20 protein-coding genes and 1 pseudogene are annotated in these 26499 nt (G+C 68.8%); 16 read left to right on the top strand and 5 right to left on the bottom strand.

The window, feature by feature from the left end; all coding sequences use genetic code 11:
- Positions 1-29 precede the first annotated feature (29 nt).
- The 8 genes from I8N67_RS36220 (at position 30) to I8N67_RS36185 (ending at position 7272) form a co-directional block, all read left to right on the top strand.
- Positions 30-674, top strand: coding sequence for an HAD family hydrolase (locus tag I8N67_RS36220; protein ID WP_200308534.1), 645 nt, complete (start codon positions 30-32; stop codon positions 672-674).
- Positions 675-728: 54 nt separating this feature from the next.
- Positions 729-1952 (top strand): MFS transporter, encoded by a 1224-nt coding sequence (locus I8N67_RS36215; RefSeq protein ID WP_200308533.1) that lies wholly within the window; start codon positions 729-731, stop codon positions 1950-1952.
- Complete coding sequence (locus I8N67_RS36210; protein ID WP_200308532.1) at positions 1903-3075, top strand: acetoin utilization protein AcuC; 1173 nt, start codon at positions 1903-1905, stop codon at positions 3073-3075. The genes I8N67_RS36215 and I8N67_RS36210 overlap by 50 nt, the downstream gene beginning before the upstream one ends.
- 207 nt (positions 3076-3282) lie before the next feature.
- Entirely contained in the window at positions 3283-4098 is an 816-nt protein-coding gene (locus tag I8N67_RS36205) for a phosphatase (RefSeq protein ID WP_200308531.1), read from the top strand.
- A 129-nt stretch (positions 4099-4227) separates the two neighbouring features.
- On the top strand, positions 4228-4440 hold the full coding sequence (locus I8N67_RS36200) for a helix-turn-helix domain-containing protein (protein WP_004984898.1): 213 nt from the start codon (positions 4228-4230) through the stop codon (positions 4438-4440).
- Between the two features lie 166 nt (positions 4441-4606).
- The gene (locus I8N67_RS36195) at positions 4607-4705 is read left to right on the top strand and encodes a 30S ribosomal protein bS22 (RefSeq protein ID WP_003948845.1); all 99 of its coding nucleotides are present in this window, start codon (positions 4607-4609) and stop codon (positions 4703-4705) included.
- Between the two features lie 387 nt (positions 4706-5092).
- Positions 5093-6169: an NAD-dependent epimerase/dehydratase family protein gene (locus I8N67_RS36190; protein ID WP_200308530.1), complete on the top strand. Its 1077-nt coding sequence runs from the start codon at positions 5093-5095 to the stop codon at positions 6167-6169.
- Positions 6170-6183: 14 nt separating this feature from the next.
- On the top strand, positions 6184-7272 hold the full coding sequence (locus I8N67_RS36185) for a lysophospholipid acyltransferase family protein (RefSeq protein WP_200308529.1): 1089 nt from the start codon (positions 6184-6186) through the stop codon (positions 7270-7272).
- A 65-nt stretch (positions 7273-7337) separates the two neighbouring features.
- On the opposite strand, the gene I8N67_RS36180 is transcribed toward I8N67_RS36185, so the two are convergent.
- From I8N67_RS36180 to I8N67_RS36170, 3 genes are all read right to left on the bottom strand, one after another.
- The gene (locus I8N67_RS36180) at positions 7338-8576 is read right to left on the bottom strand and encodes a DUF5667 domain-containing protein (RefSeq protein ID WP_200308528.1); all 1239 of its coding nucleotides are present in this window, start codon (positions 8574-8576) and stop codon (positions 7338-7340) included.
- 266 nt (positions 8577-8842) lie between these two features.
- Entirely contained in the window at positions 8843-9625 is a 783-nt protein-coding gene (locus I8N67_RS36175) for an ECF subfamily RNA polymerase sigma factor, BldN family (RefSeq protein WP_200308527.1), read from the bottom strand.
- Between the two features lie 398 nt (positions 9626-10023).
- Entirely contained in the window at positions 10024-10962 is a 939-nt protein-coding gene (locus tag I8N67_RS36170; RefSeq protein WP_200308526.1) for an HAD family hydrolase, read from the bottom strand.
- Positions 10963-11158: 196 nt separating this feature from the next.
- On the opposite strand from I8N67_RS36170, the gene I8N67_RS36165 reads away from it, so the two are divergent.
- The 8 genes from I8N67_RS36165 (at position 11159) to I8N67_RS36130 (ending at position 23860) form a co-directional block, all read left to right on the top strand.
- The gene (locus I8N67_RS36165; RefSeq protein WP_200308525.1) at positions 11159-11440 is read left to right on the top strand and encodes a glutaredoxin family protein; all 282 of its coding nucleotides are present in this window, start codon (positions 11159-11161) and stop codon (positions 11438-11440) included.
- 313 nt (positions 11441-11753) lie between these two features.
- A complete protein-coding gene (locus I8N67_RS36160) occupies positions 11754-12509 on the top strand; it encodes a redox-sensing transcriptional repressor Rex (protein ID WP_200308524.1) in 756 nt (251 codons plus the stop codon).
- Positions 12506-14323: a glutamyl-tRNA reductase gene (locus I8N67_RS36155; RefSeq protein WP_234046843.1), complete on the top strand. Its 1818-nt coding sequence runs from the start codon at positions 12506-12508 to the stop codon at positions 14321-14323. The genes I8N67_RS36160 and I8N67_RS36155 overlap by 4 nt, the downstream gene beginning before the upstream one ends.
- Positions 14316-15335, top strand: a complete 1020-nt coding sequence (gene hemC / locus I8N67_RS36150; protein ID WP_267912878.1) for a hydroxymethylbilane synthase — start codon at positions 14316-14318, stop codon at positions 15333-15335. Before I8N67_RS36155 ends, hemC begins: the two co-directional genes overlap by 8 nt.
- Positions 15332-17071 (top strand): bifunctional uroporphyrinogen-III C-methyltransferase/uroporphyrinogen-III synthase, encoded by a 1740-nt coding sequence (locus I8N67_RS36145; RefSeq protein WP_200308523.1) that lies wholly within the window; start codon positions 15332-15334, stop codon positions 17069-17071. Before hemC ends, I8N67_RS36145 begins: the two co-directional genes overlap by 4 nt.
- A 173-nt stretch (positions 17072-17244) precedes the next feature.
- Entirely contained in the window at positions 17245-20835 is a 3591-nt protein-coding gene (locus I8N67_RS36140) for a DEAD/DEAH box helicase family protein (protein WP_200308522.1), read from the top strand.
- Positions 20832-22316, top strand: coding sequence for a restriction endonuclease subunit S (locus tag I8N67_RS36135; protein WP_200308521.1), 1485 nt, complete (start codon positions 20832-20834; stop codon positions 22314-22316). The genes I8N67_RS36140 and I8N67_RS36135 overlap by 4 nt, the downstream gene beginning before the upstream one ends.
- A complete protein-coding gene (locus I8N67_RS36130; protein WP_200308520.1) occupies positions 22313-23860 on the top strand; it encodes a class I SAM-dependent DNA methyltransferase in 1548 nt (515 codons plus the stop codon). The genes I8N67_RS36135 and I8N67_RS36130 overlap by 4 nt, the downstream gene beginning before the upstream one ends.
- A 179-nt stretch (positions 23861-24039) precedes the next feature.
- On the opposite strand, the gene I8N67_RS36125 is transcribed toward I8N67_RS36130, so the two are convergent.
- On the bottom strand, positions 24040-24903 hold the full coding sequence (locus I8N67_RS36125) for an immunity 49 family protein (protein ID WP_200308519.1): 864 nt from the start codon (positions 24901-24903) through the stop codon (positions 24040-24042).
- Positions 24903-26499: pseudogene (locus I8N67_RS36120) on the bottom strand (hypothetical protein); the annotation flags it as partial. The pseudogene I8N67_RS36120 and the gene I8N67_RS36125, both read right to left, overlap by 1 nt.

The raw sequence follows: 26499 nt of genomic DNA, 5'->3' as shown, positions 1-26499 counted from the left end.
GGGGGCTATTTTGCGTTTAGGGTCGAGTCATGCGCTATGACCTCGTGATCTTCGACAATGACGGTGTTCTCGTCGACAGCGAGCCGATCTCCAATCGGCTCCTCGCCGAGTACCTCACCGAACTCGGGCACCCGACCTCCTACGAGGAGTCGATCCGCGACTACATGGGGTCGGCCATGCATCGCATTCATGAGCTCATCCTGGAGCGGACCGGGGAGACGTTGCCGGGGGACTTCGACGACGTCTTCCATCAGCGGGTGTTCGCCGGGTTCGAGCGGGAGTTGGAGCCCGTGCCGGGTGCGGTCCCGGTGCTGGAGAAGCTGGTCGCGGACGAGGTGCCGTACTGCGTGGCGTCGTCCGGCAGTCATGAGCGGATCAGGGTGGGGCATCGGAAGACCGGGCTCGACCGGTGGTTCGGGGCGGGGCTCGTGTTCAGTTCGCAGGATGTGGGTCGGGGGAAGCCGGCGCCGGATCTCTTCCTGCACGCGGCCGAGCGGATGGGCGTCGTGCCGGAAAGGTGCGCTGTCGTCGAGGACAGCCCGCTCGGAGTGCGGGCGGGTCTCGCGGCCGGGATGGATGTGTACGGGTTCACGGCGATGACGCCGTCCGAGAAGCTTGCCGGAGCCAGGGGGTACTTCTCGGACATGGGGGAGCTGCTCGACCTGCTTAGTTGAGCAGTATTCAACTTCCTCTACCCACGGGTAGGTCGTGGCCCCTACTGTGCCGCCATGACAGATGTGCTGCGGCGCGGTAGGGCCGCGTTGGCGTTCAGCTTCTTCGCTCAGGGTGTCGCCTTCGCGCTGCTCGTGACGCGGATTCCGGCCATTCAGGATCGGTACGGGGTCTCCGACGCGCTGTTGCCTCTCTTCCTCGCCGCCGTGCCGGTCCTCGCCGGAGTCGGCAGCGTCTGCACCGAGCAGCTCGTGAAACGGGTGCCGCCGAGTCGGGTGCTGCGGTGGGCCCAGCCGGTCGTGCTCCTGGCGCTGCTGGGGGTGGGGGCCGGCGAGCACACGGTCGAGCTCGGGCTCGCGCTGGCCGCCTTCGGGCTGGCGGTCGGGGCGCTCGACGCGTCGATGAACATGCTCGGGGTGAGTCTGCAGCGGTCGTACGGGCGGAGCATCATGCTCGGCTTCCATGCCGTGTTCAGTCTGGGCGGGATAGTCGGGGCGTCGCTGGCGTGGGTCGGGGCGCACTGGGAGCTGGCGCTGCTCGTGTCGTATCTGCCGGTGGTGGTCGTGCTGTTGCCGGCCGCGCTGGTGGGGAGCCGGTGGTATGTCGACGGAAGGCCTGCCGAGGAGAAGAAGGAGGACGCCGTCGCCGTGGGGGCGGGTGCGTCCGTCACCTTCAAGATGCTGTTGCCGCTCTGTCTGGTGATGTGCTTCGCGTACATCGGGGACTCGACGGTCTCCAACTGGAGCGCGAAGTATCTGCAGGACGTGCTGGGGAGCAGTGAGCAGTTGGCGACCGTGCCGTACAACGTGTACATGGTGACGACGCTGATCGGGCGGGCCCTCGGGGACTTCGGGGTGCGGCGGTTCGGCGCGGCGGCGGTCGTACGGGCGGGGGCCGTGGTGGCGGCGGTCGGGTTCGCGGTGGTGGCGGGGGCGCCGGGGGCCTGGGTGGGGATGCTCGGGTTCACGCTGCTGGGGCTCGGGCTGTGTGTGCTGGTGCCGCAGACGTTCGCGGCGGCGGGGCGGCTGTTCCCGGGGGCTTCGGACGCGGCCGTCGCTCGGCTGAACATCTTCAACTATGTCGGTTTTTTGATCGGTTCTCCCTTGGTGGGGGCTTTGGGGGACCTCTGGAGCTACCGCGGGGCAATGCTCGTCCCCATGGTGTTGGTGCTGGTGACGTTGGTGTACGCCCGCTCGTTCGATGCTGAACCGGACCGATACGGTGGCGGGCATGAGCGGCCGCGCACAGCTGATGTGGGACGAGGCAGTAACGGGCTATGACTTCGGGCCGGACCATCCGATGGATCCGGTCCGGCTGGCGTTGACCCGGAGCCTGGTGAGTGCCTTCGGGCTCGACCAGGAGATGGACGTCGTCTCGGCGAAGCCCGCCGGGGAGTCGACGCTGCGGCTCGTGCACCGCGAGGACTATGTGGCGGCGGTCAAGGCCGCGTCCGCCGATCCCGCGGGTGCCGATGGGGCGTACGGGTTGGGGACTGTGGACGATCCCGCTTTCGCCGGGATGCATGAGGTGTCCGCCCTGATCGCCGGGCAGTCGGTGGGGGCGGCGGAGGCCGTGTGGCGGGGGGACGTGCTGCACGCGGTGAACTTCGCGGGCGGGCTGCATCATGCGATGCCCGGGGGCGCGTCGGGGTTCTGTATCTACAACGACGCCTCGCTCGCCATTGCGCGGTTGCTGGAGCTGGGGGCCGAGCGGGTCGCCTATGTGGATGTCGATGTGCATCACGGGGACGGGGTGCAGGCGGCGTTCTGGGAGGACCCGCGGGTGCTGACGATCTCGTTGCACGAGCATCCTCGGACGCTGTTCCCGCAGACGGGGTGGCCGGAGGAGACGGGGGCCGCCGCCGGGGAGGGGGCGGCCGTGAATGTGGCGTTGCCGGCGGGTACCGGGGACGCGGGGTGGTTGCGGGCGTTTCACGCGGTGGTGCCGGAGGTGCTGGCGGAGTTCCGGCCGCAGGTGCTGGTGACGCAGCACGGGGCCGATACGCACTTCGAGGATCCGCTCGCGCATCTGGCGGTGTCGTTGGACGCGCAGCGGGCGGTTCAGGTGGCTCTGCATGAGCTGGCGCATGAGCATGCGGAGGGGCGCTGGGTGGCGCTCGGTGGGGGTGGGTACGCGGTGGTGGATGTGGTGCCGCGGTCGTGGACGCATCTGGTGGCGGTGGCGGCGGGGCGGGAGATCGCGCCGGAGGCGGTGATTCCTGAGGGGTGGCGGCAAGAGGTGTTCGCTCGTACGCGGATGTTGGCGCCGGTGCGGATGACTGATGGGCGGTGGCCTGTCGGGTGGGTGGGGTGGGAGGCGGGGTATGACCCTGCGGATCGGTTGGACCAGGCGGTGTTGGCTGCGCGGCGGGCGGTGTTTCCGTTGCGGGGGTTGTTGCCGTAGGGGTTTTGTCGCCCTCGCCGCCCTTACCCGTCCCGTCCCCAGGGGCGCTGCCCCTTCTACCCCGGTTCTTTGGCTGCGGGTGCGTCGGGGCTTGTCGCGCAGTTCCCCGCGCCCCTGAAATGCCAAAGAGGGCTGCCTTACGCCAACTGTGTGGTCCGCCAGCGATTTGGGGGTGGGGGGTTGGGGGGGTGCGTCAGGATCGAGGGCGTGGTGAGTGGTGGGGAGTTGCGGGCGCATCTCGTGGACAGTGGGCTGGCTGGGCGGGTTGCGACGTCTCGGGAAGCCGGGTTGCGGAGTTATCGGTTGTTCGCTGCTCGGGATCCTCGGTTTTTGATCGGACTTGATCCGGAAATGCCGTGGCGGCAGCGGGATGTGCTCGGGCTGATGGCGGAGCGGTGTGGCGTTTCGGCCGATCCTGGGTGGACTTCCGGGCAGGACGTCATTGATCCGGAGCGGACGATGGGGGCGCTGGACCGGTTCGCCGACCGGGTCGGGGCGGTAGCTCGCAGTGGCGGAGCGGTGCTCTTCGGGACCGGTCATCCGCAACGGCTGATCGGCTTCTACGGCGCCTTGGCGGACGCGTTGTCGGCGGTGGGGTGTGAGGTTCTCACCCCTGCGGGGGGTAGACGAGTCGACATAACGACCCGGTTCGGTCTACGCACGTACAACCTTGACTACGTACGAGGCGTCGCGCTCGTCCGCGAGGCGACCGGCTTGCGCCCCGGTTGTGCGACCGGCGTGCACACGCATTCACCGCTCCCGGTTCGGACGGTTCTGGCGGCTGCGGCGGAGCGCGGTGGGCCGCTCCCGGAACTTGTGGTGGGGGACCACGGATGGGTCTGCGGTGCAGGTCAGCTGGGGTTCGAGGCGATCGGGCTGGCCGATACGGACGATCCGGCGCTCTTCGTGGGGGAGGCGGAGGGGCGGGTGTCCGTCGCCGTTCCACTTGATGACGGTGTGCGGTCTGATTACTACCGACCGCTGACCCGCTACGTACTCAATCGGGCGTGTCTGTCACAGTAGGGCGCCGATGGCATCCCCTCTTCCCCACTCGCATCACCCGCCCCTACATTGGGGAGTGAGCACGCAGCGACGAAGAGTCACCGGAAGGGGAAGCCGGTGGCCGTCGAGCGCGGAAGGTTCAGGTGTGTCATGGCTGCAGCTGGCGAGAGGCCTCTGAACGAGGTTCAGTTCCTTACCGTGGCGGAAGTCGCCTCGGTGATGCGAGTGTCGAAGATGACCGTGTACCGATTGGTGCACAGCGGTCATCTGCCGGCGATCCGGGTGGGAAGGTCCTTCCGGGTGCCGGAGCAAGCGGTTCACGAGTACCTCCGCGAGAGCTATGTGGGGGTGGAAACGGCCTGACGGCCACCGGGGCCGAGGGGCTCCCGGAGGCCTTGCGGGTCTCCGGGATACCCCCGGCTCCGCCTCGATTACGACCTCAGCGCTCGGGCGGGTAGGCTAGCCCCTCGTAGGTCGTATGGGCCCATGGCGCCCAGCACCGAGTGATGAGAAGTGAGCGAGGGTAGTCGTGGGCTCTGTTATCAAGAAGCGGCGCAAGCGGATGGCGAAGAAGAAGCACCGCAAGCTGCTCAAGCGCACCCGCGTTCAGCGTCGCAACAAGAAGTAAGGCGGTCCGGCCCCTGAAAAGGGGTCCTGGCCGGCCCCCGTCACGTACGGGAGCCGTCGCCTTGCTCGCTTGTGCGAGAGATGTTGAGAGCGCGTCGCCGCGGCCCCCCACCGAGACCGGTGGGGGGCCGCGGTGTTTTTTCACCGGCAATCGGCAGTCATTGCCGGTCGTTGGCGGGGTCGCGGTTCGAATCGCCGTACCGTGTGCGTACGTCCGGACCGGGCCTGGCCTGGCTGGGCGTATGTCCGCGGGCGGCGTCACTTCGTGCGTCGGGCGGTCATCACAGCGCAACATCGACCCGCTAACGTGGCCGCACACGGGGAACGCGGCAGAGTACGAGCAGAGTTACGCCTATGTGAGCCGACGTCTGGAAGGAAGGCGCTGATCTTGGGGAAGGTCGTGCTCGTGACCGGGGTGGCCCGTCAGCTGGGGGGCCGGTTCGTGCGACGGATCCAGCGTGACCCGCAGGTCGACCGGGTCATCGCGGTCGACGCGGTGCCGCCGGGACATCATCTGGGCGGCGCGGACTTCGTGCAGGCGGACATCCGCCACCCCGCCATCGCCCGTGTGCTGGCCGAGCACAGCGTCGACACCGTGGTGCACATGGACGTCACGGGCACCCCGTTGGGCAGCGGCGGCCGGGCCACGCTGAAGGAGACCAACGTCATCGGCACCATGCAGTTGCTCGGTGCCTGTCAGAAGTCCCCGTCGGTCAAGCGGCTGGTCGTGAAGTCCAGTACGAACGTGTACGGGTCCGCGCCGCGCGACCCGGCCGTGTTCACCGAGACCACGCCACCCAAGTCCCTGCCCAGCGGCGGCTTCGCCAAGGACACCGTCGAGGTTGAGGGCTATGTGCGCGGCTTCGCGCGGCGCAGGCCCGATGTGGCCGTGTGCGTGCTGCGGTTCGCCAACATCCTCGGCCCGAGCGCCGATTCGCCGCTCGCCTCGTACTTCTCGCTGCCGGTACTGCCGACCGTGCTGGGCTACGACCCGCGGCTGCAGTTCGTGCACGAGGACGATGTCATCGAGGTGCTGCGGATCGCCTCGCACGAGCCGCAGCGGGGCACCCTCAACAGCGGCACGTTCAACATCGCGGGCGACGGCGTCCTGCTGCTCTCGCAGTGCGCGCGGCGCCTGGGCCGGCCGACCGTGCCGCTGCTGATGCCGGCCGTCAGCTGGCTCGGTTCGATGGTCCGCACGCTCGGCGTGACGGACTTCTCGCCAGAGCAGCTGCGGTTGCTGACCCACGGCCGGGTCGTGTCGACCAACCAGATGCGCGACACGCTGGGCTACCGCGCCAGGTTCACGACCGCGGAGACCTTCGCGGACTTCGCGCGCAGCAGGGGCCCCGGACTTCTGCCTCCGGAGGCCCTGGCCGGGGCCATCGACCGGATCGCCGCCTTGCCCGTGCCCGCATTGCCCGTACCGGGCGATGGCCAACCCCCGACGCAGAGCGCCAACTGAGGAGCGCATCAACGATGGCGGATGCCAAGGTCATTCCGTTCGACGACGACCGGACCCGCGGGGGCGCCGTGCAGCGCCCGCCGCGCCGCCGGGGCGCGGGAAGCCGGCGCAAGGGCGAGCCCGCGGTCGTACGAGACGTCCACGGTGCCCGGGAGACCGGTGGGGTCCAGCCCCTCCCCGGACGGCCGACCAGCACGGATGATGTCCCTGTGACACGGGAGAAGCCGGAGCCGCCCCAGGGGGCCGCCGAGGCGCAGGACAGTGGCGGCCTGGAGCGACGGATCGCGGGCGGTCTCGCCTTCCTGCGCAAGCGGCTCACGGGTGACTACGAGGTCGATGACTTCGGCTACGACGCCGAGCTCACCGACCAGGTGCTGATGTCCCTGCTGCGGCCGGTGTACGAGAGGTACTTCCGGGTCGAGGTGAAGGGCATCGAGAACATCCCGACGGACGGTGGCGCCCTGATCGTCTCCAACCACTCCGGGACGCTGCCGCTGGACGGCCTGATGACGCAGGTCGCCGTCCATGACAACCACCCCACCGGGCGCCATCTGCGGCTGCTCGCGGCGGACCTGGTCTTCATGCTGCCGGTGGTCAACGAGCTGGCCCGCAAGCTCGGACACACGCTGGCCTGTGCGGAGGACGCCTCCCGGCTGCTTCAGCAGGGCGAGCTGGTCGGGGTCATGCCGGAGGGCTTCAAGGGTCTCGGCAAGCCCTTCGGGGACCGCTACAAGCTGCAGCGCTTCGGCCGCGGCGGCTTCGTCTCGACGGCCCTGCGTGCCGGTACGCCGATCATCCCGTGTTCGATCGTGGGTGCGGAGGAGATCTACCCGATGATCGGGAACTCCAAGACGGTGGCCCGTCTCCTCGGCTTCCCGTACTTCCCGATCACCCCGACCTTCCCCTGGCTCGGCCCCCTCGGCGCCGTCCCCCTCCCCACCAAGTGGACCATCCAGTTCGGCGAGCCCATCCCGACGGACGGCTACCCGCCGGAGGCCGCCGAGGATCCGATGCTGATGTTCAACCTGACGGATCAGGTGCGGGAGCAGATCCAGCACACGCTGTACAAGTTGCTGGTGCAGCGGCGGTCGGTGTTCTTCTAAGCGTTTTCGCGTACGACGATGGGGGCGTCCTTCCTGAGAAGGGCGCCCCCATCGGTCGTTCGGGGCTAGTTCGTGTCCTCGTCGTTGATGCCGAGGCCGGGCAGGAGGCCGGGTAGGAGGGGTGGGACGGTGACGTCGGGCTCTTCGGCGGGGGTGCTCCTGCCGGTGGGCGGGGAGGTGCTGGTGGTGTCGTCCGGGGGCGGGTCGAGGAGGCCGCCGGTGGTGCCGCCCACGAGGCCTTCGCCGCTGCTGTCCGAGGTGGACGGCTTGGGCTTGCTGTCGCTGTCCTGGCTGTCGCTCGCGGAGCCGCTGGTGGTGCTCGGGGCGGGGCGGCGGCCGGGGTCCGTGGAGCCGGGGGCACCGGAGCCCGTGAAGTGCTGCCTGTCGTCGCCGCCCTGGGTGGGTGGCTTCGGCAGCAGCGACTGGAGCGGGGCGACCTCGTCGTCTATGGCGTCGAAGACCGACGAGACCTGTTGGCTCACGTCCCCGAGCTGCACGGGCAGCCGGTCGCGGAGTGCTCCCCACGCCTCCCGGTGGGACCGGGAGAAGGCTGACAGGGCCTGGATGGGGCCCAGGGACTTGGGATCTCGCTCGAAGGCCTCGTGCAGCAGGCGGTGGCCCTCGGAGGCGTCGTGCCGCATCCCGGTGAGGGTGCGGCGGATCTCGCCGAGGGACTCGTGGTCGAGCTGTCCGCTGCGGCCGCGCTCCATGAGCCGGCGGGCCTCGCTGAGCCGGGTGGACGCCTGGTCCAGGTAGAGCCGCCCGCGGTCGTCGCTGTCGTCGGTCAGGGTGAGCTTCACGTCCTCGATGCCGCGCTTGAGGCCGTAGAGCGAGTCACCCGGCAGGGCGTCCGAGCTTGCGGCGGCCACCCCGCCGAAGGCGCCCGCGGCCACACCGACGCTGAGCCCGCCTGCGGCGAGCCCCTTCGTCAGGCGTGAACGTGGTCGCCACTTGCCCAGCGGGCTCGCCCGGTGAGCGCCTCGCGCCTTGCCCGATCGCTGCTCGGGCACCGAAGGGTCCGCTGCCTCGCGCACCGGGAGCGTGCCGTCCCGCAGCATGGCTTCCATCGCGGCCACCAGTTGGGCGCGCTGGACGACCTTGACCTCGGGGTCGAGCTCCGGCTTGGGCAGCTCGTCGAGACCGGTCACCAGGGTCAACAGGCGGCCCTGGTCGGTCTGTTCCGCAGCTGCCGGTGCCGGTGCCGATCCTTCGGGCTGCTCGGCCGCCGTGCCCCGGTCGGACAGCTCCTCCAGGGCCTGCGCGAAGGCGTTCGCCCGCCGGTGCGCCGATACGTTCGCGATCACTGGCGGCACCTCCTCTCGTCATGACGGTCGACTCCCCAGGGGGTCCTGAGGGTTGCACGTCCCCGACCAATCCACACGATCGAGTGATCGGTGTCGGTCAGGGCGTGACCACAGGGAGCCTGTATCCCGCACAACGAGTGGCGCGGCACTTGGGTTACGGACGGCGGATGATCGGGCCAGGAAGTCAACCGACTTCGACGGAGGGTGAGTTGAGGGTCGCCGAGCGTGGGTGGCCGGTGGGCGGCCCGGGTGCTGCCGGGTGCGGCTCAGCGGGCGTCGTCCGGCAGGAGGCGGGCGAGGGTGCGGACCGCGCGGTACTGGAGGGTCTTGATCGCGCCCTCGTTCTTGCCCATGACGCGGGCGGTCTCGGCGACGGAGAGGCCCTGGAGGAAGCGGAGCGTGACGCACTCCTGCTGCTGGGGGTTGAGGCGGCGTACGGCTTCGAGGAGGGCGGCGTTGGAAAGGGACTCCAGGACGGAGTCCTCGGGGGAGCGCGCGACCTCGTTGGCGTCGAGCATCTCGCCGGTGGTGACTTCGAGGCGGAAACGGCTGGACTTGAAGTGGTCGGCGACCAGGTTGCGGGCGATGGTGACCAGCCAGGCGCCGAAGTCGCGGCCCTGCCAGGTGAACGTGCCGATACGGCGCAGGGCGCGCAGGAACGTCTCACTGGTGAGGTCCTCGGCGGTCGCCTTGCCGCCGACGCGGTAGTAGATGTAGCGGTAGACGGTGTCGCTGTACTGGTCGTACAGGCGACCGAACGCGTCGGCTTCGCCGGCCTGTGCGCGTTCGACTAGGTCCATCATGCGGGCGCTGTCGCTGTCCGCTGCTGGACGGCGGGTGGTAGTGGCGGTGGCGGTGGATCCCGAACGGCCTCGTCTGCTCACCGCCGCGCTGCCGTCGGCCAGTGCGTAGCACGGGCCGACGGGCGCGGCGGAGGCGGCGAGGGTGGGGACGGCGTACGCGGTGGGGACGAAGCCGCGCAACAGGTGGTTGACCGTCGCGCGCAGCGTAGCCAGGCCCGAGGCGTCAACCCCGACGTGTGGGTACACGGGACTCCCAGAGGCAGAGCTTCCATCACGTGCAGTGCGGGACCTTTCACCCGTCGTAGCGACGGAAGGGGTACCGGTTTGCGTTTGAGGAGAATAACGCTTCGTACAGGCCCTGCTACACCCAGTTGCTCAAATCATCGATTACGTCGCTTCTGTGACTGATTGACGGCTACTCAAGTCCCGCTCCGTGACCCGATATTGATCGTTTGGATTCCTCTTCCGTCTGGGTGTGGGGCGTGTTGTGGTCGGGTGCGGATGGCGGGACTGAGGGGGGCGGTGTGGGGGTAGGACGGCTGGAATGCGGGCCAGGGCCCTTCGCCCCGGAACGCGCGAACGCCGGAGGGGCTGGTCTTCCAGCCCCTCCGGCGTTCGAAAAACGACAGACAGTTCAGTCAGCGTCAGCGTCGGCGGCGGTGCAGTGCGATCGCGGCCGCCGTGCCGCCGGCCACCGCGCCCACGCCCGCCGCCGCGGGAAGGCCGACCTTGGCGGCCTTGCGGGCGGTGCGGTAGTCACGCAGGCGCCAGTCCATGTCGCGGGCGTGTCTGCGGAGTTTGGCGTCGGGGTTGATGGCGTAGGGGTGCCCGACGAGCGAGAGCATCGGGATGTCGTTGTGGGAGTCGCTGTAGGCGGCGCAGCGGGAGAGGTCGAGGCCTTCCGCCGCGGCCAGGGCGCGTACGGCTTCGGCCTTCGCCGGGCCGTGCAGCGGCTCGCCGACCAGCTTGCCCGTGTAGACGCCGTCGACGGACTCGGCCACCGTGCCCAGGGCGCCGGTCAGGCCGAGGCGGCGGGCGATCACCTGGGCGATCTCCACGGGCGCGGCCGTGACGAGCCAGACCTTCTGGCCGGCGTCGAGGTGGGCCTGGGCCAGGGCGCGGGTGCCCGGCCAGATGCGCTCGGCCATGTACTCGTCGTAGATCTCCTCGCCGATGATCGTCAGTTCGGCGACGCGGTGGCCCTGGACGATGGAGAGCGCGGAGTTCTGGGCGTCCTGCATGTGCTCGGGGTCCTCGGAGCCCGCCAGCCTGAACCAGGCCTGCTGCCAGGCGAACCGGGCGAGGTCGCGGGTCTCGAAGAACTTCCGCTTGTACAGGCCCCGGCCGAAGTGGAAGAGGGAGGCGCCCTGCATGACGGTGTTGTCGAGGTCGAAGAAGGCGGCGGCCTTGTCGTCGCCGAGAACCGGGAACTGCGGTTCCTCGGCAGGGGCGGCGGGCGCGGGGGCGAGGTCCTCCAGCTCCTGGGAGGACTTGCGCGCTGCCTCCGCAGAGGCCTCGCCTGCCAAAACGCTCCGCGCCGTGGCGGAACGCCTACGGGGAGTGAGCCATCCGAGAGCGGCCATGCCGTGAGCATAGCCAGTCTGTTCGGTCCTTCCGGAGCCGAGACGTTTGCGGGCTGTGAACTCTCCGCGACCGTGTCGTTAAAGAAGTGGTCCCACCGGCGTGTCCGCAAGCGGAAGGAGGGGAAACCGGTCGGGAAAAGGGCAGGTCGTGCGCTCCGTGGTGAAGGAGAGGTGCGTATGGGGGCGCGGGGCGACAATGGCCGGCATGAGTGCCATGTTTCGGCGGACGTCGCGTAATTCACGTGAGCGGATCGTCACACTGATCGGAAAGCCGGGATGTCATCTGTGTGATGACGCACAGGCGGTGATCGAGAAGGTCTGCGGTGAGCTGGGCGTTCCCTGGGAGAAGAAGGACATCACCGAGGACGCGGAACTCCACCGGCAGTACTGGGAGCAGATCCCAGTGGTGCTCGTGGACGGCGCTCAGCACACCTTCTGGCGCGTGAATGAGGAGCGCCTTCGCAAAGCCCTCGCATAGATGTGTCCTGACCGACCAGTCCAAGTGGTCGCAAAGGTCGCTTAGGATCGATGGGCTGGTTGGTCTCGGGGGGCGGGATTCGTGAGGAGAGTGTGCGGTTTTGCCCCCGTCGTGCAAGGCGTCCGATGTGGAACGAAGGCACGTGTGTGCCGGTTCCATACGTATGCGTCGAGCGTGCGTGACCCCGGTCACGTTGGCCGGGCAAATCGGACACCATCTTTGTGCACGCGTTCACAAAGACATAGCCTGCTGTCGACGGGGCGGTCTGGGGACGCATGACCGCCCGCAGCCCCGCTCTACCCGCAGGAGCACCGTGGCAACTGGCCGAACTCACCGACCGGCGACCCGTAGCCGAGGGATTCCCGAGGCCACCGTCGCCAGGCTTCCGCTGTACCTCCGTGCCCTGACCGCGCTGTCGGAGCGCTCGGTACCCACCGTTTCATCCGAGGAACTGGCGGCCGCCGCGGGGGTCAACTCCGCGAAGCTGCGCAAGGACTTCTCCTACCTGGGCTCCTACGGGACGCGGGGTGTGGGGTACGACGTCGAGTATCTCGTCTATCAGATCTCGCGTGAGCTGGGGCTGACCCAGGACTGGCCGGTCGTGATCGTCGGAATCGGTAACCTCGGCGCCGCGCTGGCCAATTACGGCGGTTTCGCGTCGCGTGGATTCCGGGTGGCGGCGCTGATCGACGCCGATCCGGCGATGGCGGGGAAGCCGGTCGCGGGTATTCCGGTGCAGCACTCGGACCAGCTGGAAAAGATCATCGAGGACAACGGCGTGTCGATCGGCGTCATCGCCACTCCCGCCGGTGCCGCTCAGCCGGTGTGCGACCGACTGGTCGCCGCCGGGATCACGTCCATTCTGAACTTCGCGCCCACCGTGCTTTCCGTGCCGGACGGTGTCGATGTGCGCAAGGTGGATCTCTCGATCGAGCTGCAGATTCTCGCCTTCCACGAGCAGCGCAAGGCCGGCGAGGGGGCCGCGGCCGATGCCGGGGCCGTACCGCTGGCTCCGAAGGCGTCCCGGAAAGGGCCCGACGGGGATGTCCCCGCCGTGATGCCGGCATGAGTCTCCTGGTCGTCGGGCTGAGCCATCGCAGCGCTCCGGTGAGTGTGCTGGAGCGGGCCGCGCTGTCCCTGGAAGCGCAGATCAAGTTGCTTCAGGACACGGTCGCCGCCGAGCCGGTCGCCGAGGCCGCGGTGCTCGCCACCTGTAACCGCATCGAGCTGTACGCGGACGTGGACAAGTTCCACGCGGGCGTGGCCGAGCTGTCCACGCTGCTCGCCCAGCACGGCGAGGTGGGGCTCGACGAGCTGACCCCTTATCTGTACGTGCACTTCGAGGACCGGGCCGTCCACCATCTGTTCTCGGTGGCCTGCGGGCTCGACTCCATGGTTGTCGGCGAGGGGCAGATCCTCGGGCAGATCAAGGACTCGCTGGCCCGGGCGCAGGAGCTGCACAGCGCCGGCCGGCTGCTGAACGACCTGTTCCAGCAGGGCCTGCGGGTCGGTAAACGGGCGCACTCCGAGACCGGCATCGACCGGGCCGGCCAGTCGCTGGTGACCTTCGGGCTCGAGCAGTTCACCGCCGGCCGGGACGTGGAGAGCTGGGCCGAGGGCAAGCGGGCCGTCGTGATCGGCGCCGGGTCGATGTCCTCGCTGGCCGCCGCGACGCTCGCGCGCGCGGGCGTGGGCGAGATCGTGATCGCCAACCGGACGCCCGACCGGGCCGAGCGGCTCGCCGCGCTCCTCGCGGAGCAATACGGGCAAAGTCTTACCGGGCAGGGCGGAACGGACGTGCTGGCCCGCGCGGTACCGATGGAATCGGTGCCGGCCGAGCTGACACGTGCCGATGTCGTCGTCTCCTGTACCGGCGCCACCGGCCTGGTGCTGAGCGCCGAGATGGTCGCGGCGGCGGTCGAGGGCCGGGTGCCCCAGGGCGCCCCCGCCGGACCGGAGAGCCGTACGGAGGCCCGGGCCGAGGTGCGGACGGTCCTGCCGCCCACGTCCGTCGGCAGCGACGACGACTGTCCCCTCGACCTCCCCGCCGTCCAGGGCGGCGGCTTCTCCGTGCTCGGGGAGGCCGCGGTGGCCGGGATGGACGCGGCCACGCTGGAGCAGCACGCGGCCTGGGTGGACAACGCCACCGTGGACCGGCGCACGGGCCGCCGTACGCCGAAGCGCGAGAGTCTTCGTACGCCGGTCGTCGATGCCGGGCTGATCGCCGCGCTCGTCGCGACTGTGGCCGTCACCGGGCGGATCACCGAGCTGCGCAGGCCCGAGCCGGTCGTCGAGGTGCCCCGGCCCGCGCCCGTGCTGGCGCTGCTGGACCTGGCGATGCCCCGGGACATCGACGCGGCCGCGCACCGGCTGGCGGGCGTACGCCTGGTGGACATCGAGTCGCTCGCCGAGGTCTCGGCCGACGCACCGATGGCCGCCGACGTCGACATGGTGCGAAGGATCGTTTCCGACGAGGTGGCCGCCTTCGGCGCCGCTCAGCGGGCCGCGCACATCACGCCCACCGTCGTGGCGCTGCGCGCCATGGCCGCGGATGTCGTCGCGAACGAGATCGCGCGCCTGGAGGGCCGGCTGCCGGGCCTCGACGACAGGCACCGCGGCGAGATCACCCAGACCGTGCGGCGCGTCGTCGACAAGCTGCTGCACGCGCCGACCGTACGGGTCAAGCAACTCGCGGCCGAGCCCGGCGGTGCCGGGTACGCGGACGCGCTGCGGACCCTGTTCGACCTGGACCAGGAGACGGTCGCCGCCGTGTCCCGGGCCGATGACAGCGACAAGCACGTCGACAAGCACATCGACACGTCGACACAGACATCGACAAGCACATCGAGCAGAACGCCGAGAACCGAGGGCGATCATGAGTGAGCAGGCACGTGAGCCGGAGGGGCGATCGGCACAGGCCGAGTCGCCCCGCCGGCGAGCGGACGGGACGCTGCGGCTGGGGACCAGGCGGAGCAAACTCGCCATGGCCCAGTCCGGGCAGGTGGCGGACATCGTCCGCCGGCTGACCGGACGGCCCGTGGAACTCGTGGAGATCACGACGTACGGCGACGTCTCCCGCGAGCAACTGGCGCAGATCGGCGGCACGGGTGTCTTCGTGACCGCGCTGCGCGAGGCGCTGCTGCGCGACGAGGTCGACTTCGCCGTGCACTCCCTGAAGGACCTGCCCACCGCGCAGCCGGCCGACCTGGCGCTGGCCGCCGTGCCGGTGCGCGAGGACGCGCGGGACGTGCTGGTCGCCCGGGACGGGCTGACCTTCACGGGGCTGCCGGAGGGCACGCGCGTCGGGACCGGTTCGCCGCGGCGGATGGCCCAGCTGAACGCGTACGCGCGCGGCCACGGGCTGACGATCGAGACGGTGCCGATCCGCGGGAACGTCGACACCCGGATCGGATACGTGCGGAAGGGTGAGCTGGACGCCGTCGTGCTGGCCGCCGCCGGACTGAACCGGATCGGGCGCATCGACGAGGTGACCGACTTCCTCTCGGTCGACACGGTTTTGCCCGCCCCCGGCCAGGGGGCCCTCGCGATCGAATGCGCCGCGGACAACGCGTCGCTGATCGCCGCGCTCGCTGAGCTCGACGACCCGTTCACGCGGGTCGCCGTGACCGCCGAGCGATCCCTGCTCGCCGCCCTGGAGGCCGGTTGCAGCGCACCTGTGGGTGCGTTCGCCGACCTCCTGGCCGACGGGCAGACTGTCAAGGAGATGCGCCTGCGCGGCGTCGTCGGCACGACCGACGGCTCGACGCTGGTGCAGCTGTCCACCACCGGTCCCGTGCCCGAGACGTACGACCAAGCAATGGCGCTCGGCCGTGAACTCGCCGCCGAGATGCTCGCCAAGGGCGCGGCCGGTCTGATGGGGGAGCGAGCACATTGAGCCCCACCACCCTTCCCGCCGGTCCGGACCACGGTCACGTCACCTTCCTCGGTGCCGGACCCGGGGATCCGGGACTGCTGACACTGCGCGCCGTCGAGGCGCTGGGACACGCGGACGTTCTCATCGCCGAGCACGACGTGCTCGACGTGGTGCGTACGCACGCCCGTGCGGGCGTCATCCTGCTGGACACCGACCCGGGCCCACCGTCGGCACCGACCTCGGCGTCCTCGGCCTCTTCCGCGGAGAGGCTTTTGAGTACAGGCACGCCTCAGCTGACAGTTGTTGACGGCGCGTCAACAACCGTTGGTGCACCCGCTGTGCGGGATGCCGCACATCTTGTCATGGAGGCCGCGCGGGGCGGCAAGCGGGTCGTGCGTGCGGTGTCCGGGGACCCCGGACTCGACACGTACGCCACCGAGGAGATGCTGGCGTGCGTCGCCGCGGGGGTGCCCTTCGAGGTCGTGCCCGGTGTGGCGACGGCCGTGGGCGTGCCCGCGTACGCCGGTGTGCCGCTGCGGGACGCGCAGGGCGCCGATGTGCGGTTCGTCGACGCGCGCACGGCCTCGGACCGGTGCTGGGCCGAGGTCGGGGCGTCCGACGGGACCGTCGTGGTCTCGGCGACGCTGGAGACCGTGGCCGCGGCCGCCGGCGAGCTGGTCGCCGCCGGGCGCAAACCCGATACGCCGATGACCGTGACGGTCGCCGGTACGACGACCCGGCAGCGCACCTGGAGCGCGACCCTCGGCACCATCGCCCCGACGCTGAAGCAGGCCAAGGTGCTGCCCTCCCCGGAGGGCGGCCGGCCGGTGATAGCCGTGGTCGGTGAGCGTTCCGCCGCGGCCCAGCGCCATCAGCTGTCGTGGTTCGAGAACAAGCCGCTGTTCGGCTGGCGGGTCCTCGTGCCGCGTACGAAGGAGCAGGCCGCCTCGCTCTCCGACCAACTGCGCTCGTACGGGGCCGTACCGCACGAGGTGCCGACGATCGCCGTCGAACCGCCGCGGACGCCGCAGCAGATGGAGCGGGCCGTCAAGGGGCTCGTGACGGGCCGCTACGAGTGGATCGCCTTCACGTCGGTGAACGCCGTCAAGGCGGTGCGGGAGAAGTTCGAGGAGTACGGGCTCGACGCGCGCGCCTTCGCCGGGATCAAGGTCGCGGCGGTCGGGGAGCAGACGGCCAAGGCGTTGGTCGCGTTCGGCGTGAAGCCGGATCTGGTGCCGAGCGGTGAGCAGTCGGCCGCGGGGCTGCTGGAGGACTGGCCTCCGTACGATCCGGTTTTCGATCCGATCGACCGGGTGTTCCTGCCGCGCGCCGACATCGCCACGGAGACGCTGGTCGCCGGGCTGATCGAGCTCGGGTGGGAGGTCGACGACGTCACCGCCTATCGGACCGTGCGGGCTTCGCCGCCGCCGGCCGAGACCCGGGAGGCGATCAAGGGCGGTGGGTTCGACGCGGTGCTGTTCACGTCGTCTTCCACCGTGCGGAACCTGGTGGGTATCGCCGGGAAGCCGCACAACGTGACCGTGATCGCCTGTATCGGGCCCGCCACGGCCAAGACCGCCGAGGAGCATGGGCTTCGGGTGGATGTGATGGCTCCGGAGCCGTCCGTGCACAAGCTGGCGGAGGCGCTGGCGGAGTTCGGCCTCCGGCGGCGGGCCGCCGCGGTGGAGGCCGGGGATCCGGTCACTCGGCCGAGTGAGCGGCGGCCGGGGGCTCGTAGACGGCGGTCCACGACCTGAGGGGTGTCGTGGGGAGCGGTGGTCCCATGGGATCGCCGCTCCCTGCTCTCGTGTTCACCCGCTGCGTTTCGTGCGGCCCGCATTCCTTCGCGTAATTCCCTTGTGCTTCTTGAGTGTTCATGTGAGCCTGTAAGGCTTTGCTCATGGCATGAACGCGGAGACGTGGGGAATACATGGCGATCGGAACGGCGGGGAACCCGGCTGGTGGCGACGACGAGCAGGTCAGACGGCTGGCCGCGGGCTCGTCCAACTTCGGCCACCTGATCGGGCACGAGCCTTTACTGGTGACGCTCGGTTGCGCGGCGGAGTCGTACGTCCACACCGATCCGCACGCGGCCATGGTGAAGGCCCGTCTGTTCGGCGAGATCATGGCCAAGCACCTGGTCACCCTGGTCAATGTCACCGTTCCCGGCACCAGGCAGGTCGACCGCATCAACGCCCTGACCAGGGCGGGGGTTCTCGTCCCCCAGGTGGGTGCGTGGTTCGAGGGGATCCGGACGACGGGCAACCGCGCGGTCCACGAGTACTACGCCAACGTGCGCGCCGCGCTTCAGGCGGTGGAGGCCTGTTTCCGGCTCGGTGACTGGCTGCACCGCTCCCTCGACCAGACCGACACCACGCACCGCGTCTTCCTGGCCCCCGCGCCCCCGTCGGCCTCCCCCGCCCCGGAGACGGCCGCCGACGCCCAGGAGCTGGAGCAGCTCCGTACGGAACTCGACGCGTACCGGCGCAAGCTGGAGGAGGCCCGGCTCCGCTACGACGGCAAGCAGAACCGGCTGGAGCGTGAACAGGCCGCCCGCGAGCAGGCGGAGGCGGAGCTGGCCCGCGCCGAGGCGGAGAGAGCCGCTCTGCATGACGTGATCGCCGAACTGAGCGAGAAGATCACGGAGTTGACGGCTCCGGCGCTGGACTCGCGTACCGCCGCCCGGCCGCTGGGCGGTGCCTCGCAGCGCGACGAGTTCATCGCCTACGCCCAGAAGGCGGCCCGTCCGCCGAGGAGTGAGGCGCAGGTCCGTGACGAACTGGACCGCATTCTTGACAAGGCGGGTTGGGCTGTCCAGGACGACAGCGCCAAGAACCTCTTCGCGGGTCGGGGTGTCGCCGTCCGTGAGGTCTCCACCGCCGTCGGCCGCGCCGACTACCTTCTCTACGTCGACCAGCGCCTGGTCGGGGTCATAGAGGCCAAGCGGGAGGGCGCCGACCTGGAGGCCGCCATGCGGCAGGCCGCGCGCTACGCCACCGGGCTGACCCGCAGCCAGCAACTGAGCGCCTGGCGTGCCAGCCTGCCCTTCCGGTACGTGGCCGACGGCAACACCGTCCGTTTCCACAACGCGCTCGACCCGTCCCCCCGCACGCGTGAGATCTTCGCCGTGCACCAGCCGGAGACGATCGCCCGCTGGACCGAGGAGGCCGAGGCCGACCCCACGGCGCCGACCCTGCGTGCCCGGATGCGCCGCCTGCCGCAGACGTTCCTCGACCCGGAACCGCTGCGCCCGGCGCAGGAGAAGGCGATCACCGGTCTGGAGCGCTCCCTCGCCAAGGACGACCCGCGCGCCCTGATCCAGATGGCGACCGGCGCCGGCAAGACGTACACGGTGGTCAGCGAGAGCTACCGGCTCCTCAAGCACGCGGGCGCCAAGCGCGTGCTGTTCCTCGTCGACCGCAACAACCTGGGTACCCAGGCCGCCACCGAGTTCGAGAACTACGACACCCCGGACGACGGCCGCAAGTTCACCGAGCTGTACGTCGTCCAGCGCATGGCCGGGGACACCGTTCTGGGCTCGGCGCATGTGGTGGTGTCGACCGTGCAGCGGCTGTGGATGGCGCTGACCGGACAGGCGGTGCCGAGCGCGGACGACAACACCGAGGCCCTCGACCGGTACGACCTCGTCGACGAGCCGGTGGAGGTCGGCTACAACGCGGCGCTGCCGCCGGAGTCGTTCGACCTCATCGTTGTCGACGAGTGCCACCGCTCCATCTACGGCAAGTGGCGGGCGGTTCTGGAGTACTTCGACGCGCACCTGGTCGGCCTGACCGCCACGCCCGTCGCCCAGACCTTCGGGTTCTTCTTCCAGAACCTGGTCAGCGAGTACCCGTACGAGCAGGCCGTCGCGGACGGCGTCAACGTCGACTTCGACGTCTTCCGCATCCGTACGGAGCTGGGCGAGAACGGCGGCACGATCCCCGCCGAGACGGTCGTGCCGATGCGGGAGCGCAAGACCCGGCGGGAGCGGTACCAGGAGCTGGAGGAGGACCTGGAGTGGAAGGCGGCCCAGCTGGGCCGCCAGGTCATCAGCAAGGGGCAGCTCAAGCTCGTCATCGAAACGTTCCGGCAGCACCTGTTCACGGACATCTTCCCGCCGGTGGGGGAGGGGGAGGTTCAGCGGGCGCGTACACATGTGCCCAAGACGCTGATCTTCGCCGTGGACGACAACCACGCCGACGAGATCGTGCAGATGGTGCGGCAGGTGTTCGGCGAGAGCGACGACTTCTGCATGAAGATCACGCACGCGGCGACGCGGCCCGCCGAGCTGATCAAGGCGTTCCGGAACAGCCCCGAGCTGCGGGTCGCCGTGACCGTGGACATGATCGCCACGGGGACCGACATCCCGCCGCTGGAGTGTGTCTTCTTCCTGCGGGACGTCAAGAGCTGGGCGTACTTCGAGCAGATGAAGGGGCGGGGTTCGCGGACCGTGGACCCGGCCGAGTTCCAGGCGGTCACGCCCGACGCCGAGGTCAAGGAACGGTTCGTGATCGTCGACGCGGTCGGTGTCACGGACTCCCCGCGCGTGGACGCGCGCCCGCTCAACCGGCTCTCCGAGCGGAAGATCCCGCTGGAACGGCTGATGGCCAATACGGCCGGGCTGGCGATGACGGAGGACGAGGTCGCGACTCTGGCGGGTCGTCTGGCGCGCCTTGACAGGCAGCTCACACCCGAGGAGCGCGAGGAGGTCGAGGAACTCGCCGGCCAGCCGCTCCAGGAGATCGTGGGCGGTCTGGTGCGGTCCGTGGACCCCGACCAGCAGGAGCGGGCCCGGCGGATCGGCGGGCAGGAGCAGGTCCGGCAGGACATGCTGGAAGCTCTGAAGCCGATCGCCTCGAACCGTGAGCTGCGGGATCGGCTGATGTCGATGCGTCGCGCTCACGACATCGTCATAGACGAGGTCAGCGTCGACGAGGTGAAGGAAGCGCGCGGCATCACGGCGGACGAACTGGCGATCCGGCGCGTGACCTCCTGGCAGCAGTACCTCAAGGACAACCGGGACGAGATCGCCGCGTTCAACATCGCGTTCAGCGAGCGGCGTGATCCGAAGGAGGTCTACCGGCGGCTGCGGGACCTTGCGCGCAAGATCGAGCGCCCTCCGTTCCAGTGGACCCCGGCACGGCTGTACGACGCGTACGTGCAGCTGGGCAAGGCGGCTCGGCATCCGAGGGGGGCGGCGGGCGTGGTCGATCTGGTGGGGCTGCTGCGCTTCGAGCTGGGGCTGGATCAGGAGGTACGGCCGTACCGGACGCTGGTGGAGGAACGGTACGCGGCGTGGCAGGTCCGGCAGGAGCAGGCGGGGGCTGCTTTCACGGCGGACCAGGTGTGGTGGCTGGACCGGATGGTCGACGTGATCGCCACGGATGCGGCGATCGAGCCCGAGCATTTGAAGGACGTACCCTTCATCGAGCGTGGGGGCGTGGACGGGTTCCTTCGGGAATTCGGGGCGGATCGGGGGGCTGAGATTTTGAGTGAGCTGGGACGGGAGTTGGGTGCGTGAGTGAGGGCGGGATTTCTTCGGGGCTGCCGGAGGGGTGGGCTTGGGCGGCGCTTAGTGATGTCGCCGACTCGACGCTCGGGAAAATGCTCGACCGTAAGAAGGGGGGAGAGCACCCGGTCTCGTATCTGCGAAACGTTAATGTGCAATGGGGTCGAATCGACATGGAAGACATACTGGCCATGTCGATCCCGCCGGAACAGCAGGAATTCTTCCGAGTGCGTAAGGGAGACCTCTTGGTTTGTGAAGGAGGCGAGGTCGGGCGATGTGCGGTATTTAATGGTGATGGCACCGGTTACCTGGCTTTTCAGAAGGCCTTGCACCGGGTCCGGCCGCTCGGTGGAATCAGCTCATTGTACTTCCGCTACTACCTCGAATACCTGCATGTGACAGGCGGATTCAGCAAGTTCGCGACAGGGAGCACGATCAAACACCTGCCGCAGCAACAGCTGAAGCGCTTGCCCGTGCGAGTGCCTCCGCTGGAAGAGCAACGGCGCATAGTTGCAGCGCTCGAAGAGCAGCTGTCGCGGCTTGGCGCAGCTGAGGGCAACGCAGCCGAGGTGCGCAGGAAGTTGCTTGCGTACAAGGCGAGTCGCGAACTTGAGGTTGTGCCGTCCCCGCACACGGTTGAGCAGGAGCTCGCAGAAGGATGGCGGATAGTTCGGCTCAGTGATATCTCACACTCATCGGGTTATGGAACGTCCACCAAGTGCGATTACGACGGTGCCGGTACCGCAGTTTTGCGTATCCCGAACATTCAGGGTGGGGTCATCAACAGTGCCGACCTCAAATATGCTGTGGACGCAGACCTCAATCTTGACGCGCACAAGGTGAGAGCTGGCGATTTGCTCGTTGTTCGTACGAACGGAAGTAGAGATCTGATCGGACGGGTGGCGGTATCGAGCGAGGATACTGACTATGCCTTTGCTTCGTACTTGATTCGCTTCAGAATCAAGACGGAAGATGCCTATCCGAATTGGGTTGCCAAAATTCTGTCTACCCGGCCGTGGCGTCGGCTGATTGAGGCCGCAGCTGCTTCAACGGCAGGGCAGTACAACCTCAACCTGAAGAAGTTGGGATTGCTGCCAATTCCTTTGCCTCCCCTCGAACAGCAGCGTTTACTGACTGCTGCACTAGATGAGATCGACGAATCAGTTCGGCGTCTTACAAGCGCAGTCAAAGACGCTTCGTTGAAGGGTGGCGCTCTCCGTCGTTCCATCCTGATTAAGGCCTTTGCTGGCCGTCTGGTCTCCCAGGACCCCTCCGACGAGCCCGCCGACGCGCTGCTAGCCCGCATCCGCGCCGAGCGTGAGGCAGCTGGGGCGACCAACTCCCGCCGCCGAAGCCCTCGCCGGACCCCCGCTCAGCGAAAGCGCGCCCCGCACGCCACACCGGCACTGGACGCGCCCCCGCCGCCCCCGACCGACGTCCCCGCCCTCGCCACTGCCACTCAGCCCACCCTTGACCTGGAGATCCCCTCGTGACCACGACCGAGGCCCGTAGGCTCGTCGATAAGCTCTGGAGTTACTGCCATGTCCTGCGGGACGACGGCGTCTCCACCATCGACTACGTCGAGCAGTTGACGCTTCTCGTGTTCCTGAAGATGGCGCACGAGGCGCAGACGCGTCCGCCCATGTTCCGCGAGCAGATCATGCCCGAGGGGTCGGTGTGGGAGAACCGTGGTTGGCCCGAGCTGCTGAAGAACGATGGTGCCGCCCTCGAAACCGCCTATGCCGAACTCCTCGAAGACCTCGGCGCCCAGCGCTCCGGCACCACCTTCCACCTCATCTTCAACGGGGCCCGTAACCGTATCCACGACCCCGCCAAGCTCAAGCGCCTGGTGAAGGATCTGATCGACAAGGAGAACTGGTCCGGTCAGAAGACCGACATCAAGGGTGATGCCTACGAGGAACTGCTGTCCCGGGGGGCCGAGGACGTCAAGTCGGGCGCCGGTCAGTACTTCACGCCCCGTCCGCTGATCCAGGCCATCATCGACTGTGTCCGTCCGACCCCCGACGACACCATCACGGACCCCGCTTGCGGTACCGCCGGCTTCCTGCTGGCCGCTGCCGAGTACATCCTCCAGGAGTACGGCAACCAGCTCACCCCCGAGCAGCGCAAGCACCTCAGCAGCGGCGGGATCTGGGGCACCGAGCTGGTGCGCAACACCGCCCGTCTCGCCGCGATGAACCTCTTCCTCCACGGCATCGGTCAGCCCACCGGACCCGCCCTCGTCCGCACCAAGGACGCCCTCGCCGCCCCGCCCGACAAGCGCGCGAGCCTGGTCCTCGCCAACCCGCCGTTCGGCAAGAAGTCGTCCATCACCGTCTACGGTGACGACGGGTCCGCCGCCCGCGAGGCCATCGCCTACGAGCGGCGCGACTTCTGGGTCACCACGACCAACAAGCAGCTCAACTTCGTCCAGCACATCGCCTCGCTGCTGGAGATCCACGGCCGGGCCGCCGTCGTCGTACCCGACAACGTGCTCTTCGAGGGCGGTGCCGGTGAGACCATCCGGCGGCGGCTGCTGAACGAGTACGACGTCCACACGCTGCTGCGCCTGCCCACCGGCATCTTCTACGCGGGCGGCGTCAAGGCCAACGTCCTGTTCTTCGAGCGCAAGCCGGCCCGCCCCAACCAGCCGTGGACCGAGAAGCTCTGGGTCTACGACTTCCGTACGGCCCAGCACTTCACCCTCAAGCAGACTCCCCTCACCCGGGCTCACCTTGAGGACTTCGTGCAGTGCTACCGCCCCGACGAGGACCGCTCCAAGCGCGTCGAGACCGAGCGCTTCAAGGCCTACACGTACGAGGAACTGGTCGCCCGCGACAAGGCGAACCTCGACATCACCTGGCTCCGTGACCCCAGCCTCGACGACGCCGACAACCTGCCCGCGCCCGAGGTGCTGGCCGCCGAGATCGTCGAGGATCTGCAGGCCGCGCTGGAGGAGTTCGCGGCGATCGCGGAGACGTTGCAGCAGGCACGGGGTGGTAGCGAGGTGGTGGAGGCAGCTCCGGTCGCGGACTGACAGTGGGTGCGGCCCCGTATCCGTGACGTCGGGTGCGGGGCCGCGCATCTCGCTCGGTCAGCTCGGGGTCCCCGTAGTAATCGCCGAAAAAACAACGGATATCGCTGACCTGCACCGGCTGGCCTGGTACCGCAGGGCAACGGCCATGTGAGGGGCCGCCCGCAGCGCCTCGTACGCCCTCACGTCTCGAACTCGCCCACCCAGGACCGCTCCAGCAGATGCTTGGGCAGGTACTCGGACTCGACATTGATGGGCATGCCCACGTCGTAGGCGAGGCATGCCACGGCGAGGGGGCCGAGGGCGACGGCACCGTCCGTGCTGTGCTGGCGATCCTCGTCCGCGGTCCAGTACTCCTTGTGGAGCCGGAGCGCCTCGACGAGACCTGCGTTGAACTGCTCCTCGTCCCGCTTGAGGAACTGCAGAAACAGGTTGAGCGGCGGATAGAGCACCTTCAGCATCAGCTCACGATCGGCAACCCTGAGCCGGTCCGGGTCGGTGCCCTGAAAGGCCGCGGTGAACTTCTCGCCGAGCCCTGGACGTTCCATCCAGTACGCCTGCAAAGCGTCGACCCAGTCGTAGATGTACTCGTCGTACACCGCCCCGGAACCACGCAGCAGATCGACCGGTACGGCGGACAGCTGCGTCATGCGGTCCTGGTCGCGGCAGGCGATCGCCAGCCAGAACGCGGTGATCCAGTTACCCGCGTCGGTGAAGTGCTGGGCGCCGGTGGCCTGGATCGTACGCGTCTTGTGCGCGATCCGGCACTCCACCGACTCCTGGTCCGTCGTAGCCGCCGCGAACAGCGCAGAGCCGACCTGCATCGCCGCCACCCAGGCTTCCCAGGTCTCGGACCTGTCGGCGGTGGCGTCGTGGAGGCAGTGCAGCAGCGCCTTGCTCAAAGCACTGCTGAAGATCAGGCCGAACATCTCGGGATGCTCCGAGAGGACCTCGATCTCGTCGAGCAAGCGCCGGTCGGCCGACTCGATGAAGCTCGTCGGATCCCCGGGCGAAGGCTCCTCGTCCCGTGGCACACGTACGACCATCAGTTGCTCCCGAGTTTGCCGATGTTGAACTGCCGCATCTCATAACCAGCATATTTGCCGTTCGGCATGGCGTCCGCCTTGACCAGGACGTAGTCGACCTTCCCTGTAGCGAGGGCCACTCGCAGCTTGCTCGCAAGGTCCGCCTCGGCACTGTCCTTCATTCTGTCGGCCCGCTTGTCCATTTCCTTCAGGATGGTTTCGAAGTATTCCCGGGTCCCTTGCTGGACACGATTACCCAGATGACTCGTCCGCTCGCCGATCCTGGCGGTGCCCGACCCCTTGGCCTCGACTACGGCATAACCGCCGTCCGGCTTCTCATAGATCTGGTCGAACCGGTTGTTCCCGAAGGCCCCGTCGTCCACCCGCTTCGCGCCTGGGTAGCGCTCGGGTATGGCGTGATGCTCCGCGACCCGCTCACCGAACAGTTCGCTCTGCTTGAGCATGTCGCCGTGCAACGGGGAGTGCGCGGCCTCGGCGGCGTCCATCGCCGCCTCCGTCCCGGCCGTCCGGTTGGCCAAGTACTCCTTCTCGGCCCGGGCCAGCGCCTTCTCCGCCGCCGTGTCGGCCCTGATGGCATCTCGACGCGTAATCGCCCATTCGTCGAGACGCTTCAGCACACCGCTTTCGACATCCGTCCGAATTCCCTTCCCGTGCGGGTTGGGGTCCATGTACTTGGCCTGGATCGCGGGTGGCAGGTCGCTCTTGGATATCCACTTGGTGGCATCGGCAGGGTCCCGGACGAGAATGGGCAGACGCTGTCCGAACACCTCCACCGAGGCGGACCTGCGGTAGCCGTTGGACCGGTAATGGTCCTTGAACCAGCGTGCATCGTTGTTGGCGAGATCCAGATGTCGCTGCATGACGGCTCGCGCGTCGGCCTGACCGGAACGCCCTGCCTCCGGCTCCCCACCATCGCCTCCCTGACCGCTGCCTTCGTCCGTCCGGCCCCCCGAAGCGGCCGCCTCGTCGCCGAGCCCAGCCGCGTCACCGGCCGTGTCACCACCAGCCCGCCCCAGATCGTCCGGTAGGCCCGAGACACCCGAGCCACCCGTCCGAGACTGCAGACCACCATCGCCACCCCGGCCTCCGCCCGCCGCAACGGTGTCGGCTCCCCGGCCTCCGGCACCCGCCCCGTCCCCCACTCGCGTCCCCGCGCCAACCCCCGCCGGCTCCCGCACGCCCGAGGCACCCGCGGGCTCCTCGCGCCGCTCCGCACCCTCCCCCGCCCGTTCCCCCGCGGTCGCCTCGTGCCGAATCCCGTCCAAAGACTCCCGCACCGTGCCGTCCGCGTTATGCATCACCAGCGTCTTGGTGTCGAGGTAGACGACCTCACCCTTGGGGGTCTCGAAGCGGACGGAGGTCTCGGGAGTGAGGCCGGCGGGCAGTTCGTCCGCCAGGTTCGGCGAGTCGGCGATCTGGTACGTGCCCTCGCCCAGCTTGATACGGGTGCCGTCGGTGATCCCCCGCAGGCCGGCCATGACGTCGCTGATCTTGACGGCCGTTCCGCCGATGCCCTTGGCGATGTACGTCATCGGGTCGACGATCCGCCCCGCCTTGCCCGCGAAGGAGATGGCCTTCGCGATCGCACCGGCCTTA

The organism is Streptomyces adelaidensis (genome assembly GCF_016598475.1).
Classification (GTDB): Bacteria; Actinomycetota; Actinomycetes; order Streptomycetales; family Streptomycetaceae; genus Streptomyces; species Streptomyces adelaidensis.
Note: the sequence above shows the minus strand (reverse complement) of the source record. Positions and strands in the feature narration are given on the sequence as shown.

Bases quoted from the DNA above. Each gene is read 5' to 3' on its own strand.
- I8N67_RS36140 (WP_200308522.1), top strand. From the start codon at position 17,245: ATGGCGATCGGAACGGCGGGGAACCCGGCTGGTGGCGACGACGAGCAG.
- I8N67_RS36165 (WP_200308525.1), top strand. From the start codon at position 11,159: ATGGCCGGCATGAGTGCCATGTTTCGGCGGACGTCGCGTAATTCACGT.
- hemC (WP_267912878.1), top strand. From the start codon at position 14,316: ATGAGTGAGCAGGCACGTGAGCCGGAGGGGCGATCGGCACAGGCCGAG.
- I8N67_RS36155 (WP_234046843.1), top strand. From the start codon at position 12,506: ATGAGTCTCCTGGTCGTCGGGCTGAGCCATCGCAGCGCTCCGGTGAGT.
- I8N67_RS36210 (WP_200308532.1), top strand. From the start codon at position 1,903: ATGAGCGGCCGCGCACAGCTGATGTGGGACGAGGCAGTAACGGGCTAT.
- I8N67_RS36170 (WP_200308526.1), bottom strand. From the start codon at position 10,962: ATGGCCGCTCTCGGATGGCTCACTCCCCGTAGGCGTTCCGCCACGGCG.
- I8N67_RS36200 (WP_004984898.1), top strand. From the start codon at position 4,228: ATGGCTGCAGCTGGCGAGAGGCCTCTGAACGAGGTTCAGTTCCTTACC.
- I8N67_RS36185 (WP_200308529.1), top strand. From the start codon at position 6,184: ATGGCGGATGCCAAGGTCATTCCGTTCGACGACGACCGGACCCGCGGG.
- I8N67_RS36125 (WP_200308519.1), bottom strand. From the start codon at position 24,903: ATGGTCGTACGTGTGCCACGGGACGAGGAGCCTTCGCCCGGGGATCCG.
- I8N67_RS36215 (WP_200308533.1), top strand. From the start codon at position 729: ATGACAGATGTGCTGCGGCGCGGTAGGGCCGCGTTGGCGTTCAGCTTC.
- I8N67_RS36220 (WP_200308534.1), top strand. From the start codon at position 30: ATGCGCTATGACCTCGTGATCTTCGACAATGACGGTGTTCTCGTCGAC.